This is a genomic window from Micrococcus sp. MS-ASIII-49 (assembly GCF_000946635.1).
Classification (GTDB): domain Bacteria; phylum Actinomycetota; class Actinomycetes; order Actinomycetales; family Micrococcaceae; genus Micrococcus; species Micrococcus luteus.
Genome location: NZ_JXSP01000024.1, coordinates 25780 through 33125 on the forward strand (window position 1 = coordinate 25780; position 7346 = coordinate 33125).

7 protein-coding genes are annotated in these 7346 nt (G+C 73.6%); 2 read left to right on the forward strand and 5 right to left on the reverse strand.

What is annotated here, in order from left to right:
* Positions 1-82: 82 nt before the first annotated feature.
* Positions 83-1216, forward strand: a complete 1134-nt coding sequence (locus SJ20_RS01595) for an acyl-CoA dehydrogenase family protein (protein WP_044658705.1) — start codon at positions 83-85, stop codon at positions 1214-1216.
* An 89-nt stretch (positions 1217-1305) separates the two neighbouring features.
* On the opposite strand, the gene SJ20_RS01600 is transcribed toward SJ20_RS01595, so the two are convergent.
* The 4 genes from SJ20_RS01600 to SJ20_RS01615 are packed head-to-tail and all read right to left on the reverse strand — an operon-like array spanning position 1306 to position 5762.
* Complete coding sequence (locus SJ20_RS01600; RefSeq protein ID WP_044658706.1) at positions 1306-2493, reverse strand: enoyl-CoA hydratase/isomerase family protein; 1188 nt, start codon at positions 2491-2493, stop codon at positions 1306-1308.
* Complete coding sequence (locus SJ20_RS01605) at positions 2490-3287, reverse strand: enoyl-CoA hydratase (protein WP_044658707.1); 798 nt, start codon at positions 3285-3287, stop codon at positions 2490-2492. Before SJ20_RS01605 ends, SJ20_RS01600 begins: the two co-directional genes overlap by 4 nt.
* Positions 3284-4201: a 3-hydroxyisobutyrate dehydrogenase gene (gene mmsB / locus SJ20_RS01610; protein ID WP_044658708.1), complete on the reverse strand. Its 918-nt coding sequence runs from the start codon at positions 4199-4201 to the stop codon at positions 3284-3286. The genes SJ20_RS01605 and mmsB overlap by 4 nt, the downstream gene beginning before the upstream one ends.
* A 34-nt stretch (positions 4202-4235) precedes the next feature.
* The gene (locus SJ20_RS01615) at positions 4236-5762 is read right to left on the reverse strand and encodes a CoA-acylating methylmalonate-semialdehyde dehydrogenase (protein ID WP_044658709.1); all 1527 of its coding nucleotides are present in this window, start codon (positions 5760-5762) and stop codon (positions 4236-4238) included.
* A gap of 178 nt (positions 5763-5940) precedes the next feature.
* Between SJ20_RS01615 and SJ20_RS01620 the strand changes: the two genes are divergently transcribed.
* Positions 5941-6714, forward strand: coding sequence for an SDR family NAD(P)-dependent oxidoreductase (locus SJ20_RS01620; protein WP_044658710.1), 774 nt, complete (start codon positions 5941-5943; stop codon positions 6712-6714).
* A 29-nt stretch (positions 6715-6743) separates the two neighbouring features.
* Here the strand turns inward: SJ20_RS01620 and SJ20_RS01625 are convergent, their stop codons facing one another.
* On the reverse strand, positions 6744-7301 hold the full coding sequence (locus SJ20_RS01625) for a MarR family winged helix-turn-helix transcriptional regulator (protein ID WP_044658711.1): 558 nt from the start codon (positions 7299-7301) through the stop codon (positions 6744-6746).
* Between the last annotated feature and the right edge of the window lie 45 nt (positions 7302-7346).

A 7346-nucleotide genomic window follows, 5' to 3' on the forward strand; every position in this document is an offset into this window, starting at 1 on the left:
GTCGCCGCCCGCAGTGTCACCCCCGCACCACCCCGTCGTGGACCGCCCGCCCGGCCGGCCCGAGTCCCAGGAGGACGAACCCATGTTCCCCATCACCGACGACCAGAAGGCCCTGGTCGACGCCGTCCGCGACTTCACCGAGCAGCGCGTCGCCCCGCACGCCCTCGACTGGGACGCCGAGAAGCACTTCCCGGTGGACGTCCTCGCCGAGGCCGGCGAGCTCGGCCTGGGCGGCATCTACGTGGGGGAGGAGCACGGCGGCACCGGCCTGGAGCGCACGGACGCGATCCTGATCTTCGAGGAGCTCGCCAAGGCGGACCCGGCCTTCGCCGCCTACATCTCCATCCACAACATGGTCGCCTGGATGATCGACTCCTTCGGCAGCGACGAGCAGCGCGCCCGCTGGATCCCCGACCTCGCGGGCATGGAGCACCTGGCCAGCTACTGCCTCACCGAGCCCGGCGCCGGCTCGGACGCGGCCGCGCTGAAGACCCGCGCCGTCCGCGACGGCGACCACTACGTCCTCAACGGCGTCAAGCAGTTCATCTCCGGCGCCGGCGCGTCCGACTGCTACGTGGTGATGTGCCGCACCGCGGACACGGGCGCCCGGGGGATCTCCGCCGTCGTGGTCCACAAGGACACCCCCGGCCTGTCCTTCGGCCCCAACGAGAAGAAGATGGGCTGGCACACCCAGCCCACGCGCCAGGTGATCTTCGAGGACGTCCGCGTGCCCGTGGCCGGCCGCCTCGGCGAGGAGGGCGACGGCTTCCGCATCGCCATGAAGGGCCTCAACGGCGGCCGCCTGAACATCGGCGCCTGCTCCATCGGCGGCGGCCTGGCCGCCCTGGACAAGGCCACCCGGTACCTCAAGGAGCGCAGCGCGTTCGGCGAGCCGCTCACCACCAAGCAGGCCCTCGTCTTCGAGCTCGCGGACATGTCCGTGAAGCTGGAGACCGCCCACACGATGCTCATGCGCGCCGCGGACGCCCTGGACCGCAACGACCCGGACACCGTGCGCCTGTGCGCCATGGCCAAGCTCGTGGCCACCGAACACGGCTACGAGGCCGCCGACACCGCCCTGCAGCTGCACGGCGGCTACGGCTACCTGCACGAATACGGCGTGGAGAAGCTCGTCCGGGACCTGCGCGTGCACCGGATCCTGGAGGGCTCCAACGAGATCATGCGCATGATCGTGGGTCGCGGCCTGATCGGCTGACGTCGGGGGGGCCCGCCCGGTCGCCCCCCACAGCACGGCGCCCCGCGGCCACCACACGGGACCACGGGGCGCCGTCCGTCGGGGCGGGCTCAGCCGAGCTCGAGCGGGTCCACCCCGGGCACGGGCTCGAAGTGCCCGGCCACGTCCTCGGCCGAGACGTCCTCGAGCCGGGCCGGACTCCACGTCGGATCCTTGTCCTTGTCCACGAGCAGCGCGCGGATGCCCTCGGCCATGTCCGGCTCGCGCATCAGGTGGGTGCCGATCGTGAACTCCTGGCGCAGCGCGTCGGCCACGGCCAGGTCCGCTCCGCGCGCGGCCAGCCGGCGCTGGGCCTCGTGGGCCACGGCGACGGCGGTCGGGGACTTGGTGCGGATGGCCTCGGCGGCCTGCCCCGCGGCCTCGGCGTGCTCCCCGCCCGCGGCGGCGCGCTCGTCCAGGGCGGCGAGGACCTCGGCGGCCGTCTCCCGGTCGTAGACGTCCTCGATCCACTCCCGGCCGGCCACCAGCGCGGACGCGGGCCGTGCGTCCTCGGCCACCGCGAACCGGGCCAGCACCTCGTCGGCGGCGGCGAAGGCGGCCTCGTCGCGCGCGCCCGCGTCCGCGGCCGGGCCGAGGGCGCCGAACGCCGCGGCGAGGGCCTGCTCGAGCTCGTCCAGCCGGGCGGACTCCACGAAGACGTCCGCCAGGCCCAGGGCCACCGCGTCGGACCCGGAGGCGTGCGCCGAGGTCGCGGCCAGGTGCCGGCCCGCCTGGAAGGGTGCGCGGGCGAGGTGGAACGAGCCGCCGACGTCGGGGGTGAACCCGATCGCCGTCTCGGGCATGCCGGCGCGGGTCCGCTCGGTGGCCACGCGATGCGAGCCGTGCGCGGACACGCCCATGCCGCCGCCCAGGACGACCCCGTCCATGAAGGCCACGTACGGCTTGGGGTAGGCCGCGATGCGCTCGTTCATCGCGTACTCGTCGCGGAAGAACTCCTCGGCCTCCGCGAACCGCCCGGCCAGGAGGGAGGAGCGCAGGGAGACGACGTCGCCGCCGGCGCACAGCCCCTTCTCGCCGGCACCGCGGATCAGCACGCCGCGCACGGCGGGGTCCGCGGCCCAGTCGGTCAGGGCCGCGTCGATCGCCCGGACCATGTCCTGCGTCAGCGCGTTCAGGGCGCGCGGGCGGTTCAGCGTGATGCGGCCGAGGCCGTCGCGGACCTCGAGGAGCACCTCGCCCGCCGCGCCCTCCTGTGCGGCCGCGGGGGCCGTCGTCGCGGTGGTCTGCGCGTCGCTCATCGGTGCCGCCACCCCGCCTCGCGCTTGGCCGTGAACGCGTCCATGCCCTCCTTCTGGTCCGCCGTGGCGAACGCGGAGTGGAACACGCGGCGCTCGAAGGCGATGCCCTGGGCAAGCGTGGTCTCGAACGCGGCGTTGACGGTCTCCTTGGCCATCCACGCGGCGGGCTTGGACTTGGAGGCGATCGCGGCGGCCACCTCCTTCGCCTCCTCGAGGGCCTTCTCGTCGGCCACCACGCGGGAGACGAGCCCGATGCGCTCGGCCTCCTCCGCCCCGATCATGCGGCCCGTGAGGATCATGTCCATGGCCTTCGCCTTGCCCACGGCGCGGGTCAGGCGCTGGGAGCCTCCCATGCCGGGGATGACGCCGAGGTTGATCTCGGGCTGGCCGAACTTCGCGCCCTCGCCGGCCACGAGCACATCGGCCATCATGGCCAGCTCGCAGCCGCCGCCGAGGGCGTAGCCGGTCACGCACGCCACGATGGGGGTGCGGGCACGGGTGAGCCCGTCCCAGCCGGCGAACCAGTCGGCCGCGTACATCTCGGAGAACTCCTTGGTGGCCATCTCCTTGATGTCCGCGCCAGCGGCGAACGCCTTGGGGGAGCCGGAGAGCAGGATCGCCCCGATCTCCAGGTCGGTGTCCAGCTCCTGCACCGCCGCGACGACGGCACGCATCGTCGCCTCGTTCAGCGCATTCAGGGCCTTCGGCCGGTTCAGGCGGATATGGCCGACCCGGCCCTGCCGCTCCACGATGATCGGCGACTCGGCGCCGTCCGGGGTGGTCTGCTCGCTCATGCCTCGCTCCTGTCCGTGTGTGATGCTCGGATGTCCTCGATGATGCCGGAAAAGTCGCGGGCGGCGCCTTCTCCGGCGGCGTACTCGGCGTATTTGGCCTGCGCGAGGCGGCCCAGGTCGGCCGCCACGCCCTGCTCGTCCAGGGCCGCGAGCGCGAGCCCGAGGTCCTTGGCCATCAGGGCGCCGGCGAAGCCGGGCTGGAAGTCCCGGTTCGCGGGGGAGCCGGGGACAGGGCCGGGCACCGGGCAGTTGGTGGTCAGGGACCAGCACTGCCCGGAGGCCTTGCTCATCACGTCGTACAGGGCCTGGTGCTGCAGGCCCAGGCGCTCGCCCAGGACGAAGGCCTCGGCGACGGCGATCTGCGTGACCCCCAGCACCATGTTGTTGCAGATCTTCGCGGCCTGGCCCAGCCCGGCGCCCCCGCAGTGCACGATCCGGGCGCCCATGACCTCGAGCAGCGGCAGCACCTCGGTGTACACCTCGTCCGAGGCGCCCACCATGAAGGCGAGGGTGCCGGCCTCGGCGCCCACCTGGCCGCCCGAGACCGGCGCGTCGGCCGCCCGCATGCCCGCCGCCTCCGCCGCCGCGGCCGCCTCGCGGGCCTCGGCGACGTCGATGGTCGAGCAGTCCAGGAACACGGTGCCGGGGCGGGCGGCGGCGAGCAGGCCGCCGTCGCCGTCCTCCCCTCGGTAGACGTCCAGCACCAGGCGTCCGTGGGGGAGCATGGTCAGCACGACGTCGGCCTCCGCGGCCGCCGCGGCCGTGTCCGTGACGGTCTCGACGCCGGCCGCACGGGCCTTCTCGAGGGCCTCGGGGACGAGGTCGAAGCCGAGCACGCGGTGGCCCGCGGCGGCGAGGTTGGCGGCCATGGGGCCGCCCATGTGGCCGAGGCCGAGGAACAGAACGGTGGTCATGGGGTCCTCCTGGTCGGGACGGGCTGCGGGGCGGTCACGAGCCGGCCGGCATCACGAAGCTGGCGCCCTCGCGCACGCCGGAGGGCCAGCGCGTGGTGACGGTCTTCGTCTTGGTGTAGAACTTCAGCCCGTCCGTGCCGTGCTGGTTCAGGTCGCCGAAGCCGGAGGCCTTCCAGCCGCCGAAGGTGTAGTAGGCGATCGGCACGGGGATCGGCACGTTCACGCCGACCATGCCGGTGTCCACGCGGGTGGAGAAGTCGCGGGCGGCGTCGCCGTCGCGGGTGAAGATGGCCACGCCGTTGCCGAACTCGTGCTCGTTCACGAGCGTGAGCGCCTCCTCGTAGTCCTTCGCGCGGACCACGGAGAGCACCGGGCCGAAGATCTCCTCGCGGTAGATGCTCATCTCCGGGGTGACGCGGTCGAACAGGGTGGCGCCCACGTAGAAGCCGTCCTCGTGGCCCTCGACGACGACGCCCCGGCCGTCCTCGACCAGGTCGGCGCCCGCCTCGACGCCGGCCGCGATGTAGCCCTCGATGCGCTCCTTCGCGTCCTTCGAGACGACGGGGCCGAAGTCCGAGGACGCCTCGAGCGACGGGCCGACCCTGAGGTCCTTCACGCGCTCGCGGAGCAGCGCGATCAGGCGGTCGGCGGTCTCCTCGCCGACCGGGACGGCCACGGAGATCGCCATGCAGCGCTCGCCGGCGGAGCCGAAGGCGGCGCCGACCAGGGCGTCGGCGGCCATCTCGAGGTCCGCGTCCGGCATGATCACGGCGTGGTTCTTGGCCCCGCCGAAGCACTGGGCGCGCTTGCCCATGCGGGCGGCGTGCGCGTAGATGGACTGCGCGATCGGGGTGGAGCCGACGAACCCGACGGCCTTGACGCGCGGGTCCTCGATGAGCGCGTCCACGGCGGTCTTGTCGCCGTGCACCACGTTGAGGGCGCCGGCGGGCATGCCGGCCTCGAGGGCCAGCTCGGCCAGGCGAACCGGCACGGAGGGGTCGCGCTCGGAGGGCTTGAGGACGAAGGCGTTGCCCGCTGCCAGGGCGATGCCGGCCTTCCACAGCGGGATCATCGCCGGGAAGTTGAAGGGCGTGATGCCCACGGCCACGCCGAGCGGCTGGCGGATGGAGTGCACGTCGATGCCGGTGCCCGCGTCGGCGGTGAACTCACCCTTGAGCAGGTGCGGGGCGCCCGCGGCGAACTCCACGACCTCGATGCCGCGCTGGATGTCGCCCTTGGCGTCCGGGACGGTCTTGCCGTGCTCCTGGGCGAGCACGGTGGCCAGCTCGTCCATGTTCTCGTTGATCAGGTCGACCCAGCGCAGCAGGATGCGGCCGCGGCGCTGCGGATTCAGCGTCGACCACGCGGCGAAGCCCTCCTCGGCGGAGGCCAGGGCGGCGTCGATCTCCTCGGCGGAGGCCAGCGGCACGCGGCCCGCCACGCTGCCCGTGGCCGGGTGGTAGACGTCGCTGTGCCGGCCGGAGGCGCCCTCGCGCTGCTCGCCGTGCACGAAGTGGGGGATCACGGGGGCGGTCTCGGTGGGCGCGGTCTTCTGGGACATGGGGGCTCCTCGCGGGTCCAGGCGGAAGGCGGACGCCGGGCGGCGCCGCCCACGGCGGGCGTGACGGGCCCGGCTGTGTGTGTGATCTGGGTTACTCTTCCGCTAATCTAGGATGAGAACGTAGGACATGCAACTATCGAACTCGGGGGTATCCCGAGGAGGAAGGGAGGGTCCGTCCATGGACCTGTCGAACCAGAGCGCGATCGTCACCGGCGGGGCCTCGGGCCTCGGCCACGCCACCGCCCGCCGCCTGGCGGACGCGGGTGCCGCCGTCGTGGTGGTGGACCTGCCGGACCGCGAGGGTGAGACCGTCCGCGCGGACGCCGTGGCCGCCCTCGGGCCCCGCGCACGCTTCGTGACGGGCGACGTCACCGCCGAGGACACCGCCCGGGAGGCCGTGGCCGCCGCGCTGGAGGCCGGGCCGCTGCGGGTGCTGGTCAACTGCGCCGGCGTGGCGACGCCGGGCAAGCTCGTGGGTCGCGACGGGCCGCTGTCCGCCGAGGTGCTCAGTCGGGTCCTGGCGATCAACACGGTCGGCACCGTGTCGATGATGGCCCAGGCCGCCGCCGCGATGAAGGCGCAGGAGCCGCTCGGCGAGGACCGCGGCGTCATCGTGAACACCGCCTCCGTGGCGGCCTACGACGGGCAGATCGGCCAGATCGCGTACTCCGCCTCCAAGGGCGCCGTGGTCGCGCTGACCCTGCCCGCGGCCCGCGAGCTCGCCTCCTCGCAGATCCGCGTGGTCACGATCGCCCCCGGTCTGATGGAGACGCCCATGATGGCCGGCCTGCCCGAGGCCGCCCGCGAGGCGCTGTCCACCAAGACCCCGCATCCGGCCCGCCTCGGCCGACCCGAGGACTACGCGCTGCTCGTCGAGCAGATCGTGTCCAACCCGTTCCTGAACGGCGAGGTCATCCGGCTCGACGGCGCCGTGCGCCTCGAGCCCCGCTGAGCCGGACGGTCCGGAGGCCGGGGAGCGCGTCAGGAGGAGGTGTGCTCCGCCGTCGCGGGTGCACCGGCGTCGGGGCCGTCGGCCTCGAAGTCACCGGCCTCGGCGCGGAACCGGCCGAGGACGTCGATGAGGGTGTCCACGTCCGCCGGATCGAAGCCGGAGCGGCCGAAGACCTCGGCGTTGAGCGTCTCCGTGGCGGCGACGGCGACGCGCCGGCCCTCGTCCGTGAGGGCGAGCACGAGCGCGCGGCGGTCCGACTCGTGGGGGGTGCGCTCCACCAGCCCGGCGGCCTCGAGCCGGTCCACCGCATTGGTCACCGAGGTGGGGTGGACCTGCAGGAGCGCGGACGCCTTGGACATCCGCATCCGCTTCTCGCGCGAGAAGTTCAGCAGCGCCAGCAGCTCGTACCGCGCGAAGGTGAGCCCGTAGGGCTTGAGCGCGGCCTGCGCCCGACCCAGCAGGATCTGCTGGGCCCGCATGATCGAGGTGATGGCGGCCATCGGGCGGGCGACGTCACCCCATCCGTGACGCTCCCAGTTCCGGGCGGCCTCCCGGATGGGGTCCTGGGCGAGGGGTGGCTTCTTCATGGCGCTCCAGACTAGCGGCGCACCGGGGGTCCCCCCCCCCCCCCC

Excerpts from the sequence above, each read along its gene's own strand:
- SJ20_RS01595 (WP_044658705.1), top strand. The coding sequence starts at position 83 with ATGTTCCCCATCACCGACGACCAGAAGGCCCTGGTCGACGCCGTCCGC.
- SJ20_RS01625 (WP_044658711.1), bottom strand. The coding sequence starts at position 7,301 with ATGAAGAAGCCACCCCTCGCCCAGGACCCCATCCGGGAGGCCGCCCGG.
- SJ20_RS01605 (WP_044658707.1), bottom strand. The coding sequence starts at position 3,287 with ATGAGCGAGCAGACCACCCCGGACGGCGCCGAGTCGCCGATCATCGTG.
- mmsB (WP_044658708.1), bottom strand. The coding sequence starts at position 4,201 with ATGACCACCGTTCTGTTCCTCGGCCTCGGCCACATGGGCGGCCCCATG.
- SJ20_RS01600 (WP_044658706.1), bottom strand. The coding sequence starts at position 2,493 with ATGAGCGACGCGCAGACCACCGCGACGACGGCCCCCGCGGCCGCACAG.
- SJ20_RS01615 (WP_044658709.1), bottom strand. The coding sequence starts at position 5,762 with ATGTCCCAGAAGACCGCGCCCACCGAGACCGCCCCCGTGATCCCCCAC.
- SJ20_RS01620 (WP_044658710.1), top strand. The coding sequence starts at position 5,941 with ATGGACCTGTCGAACCAGAGCGCGATCGTCACCGGCGGGGCCTCGGGC.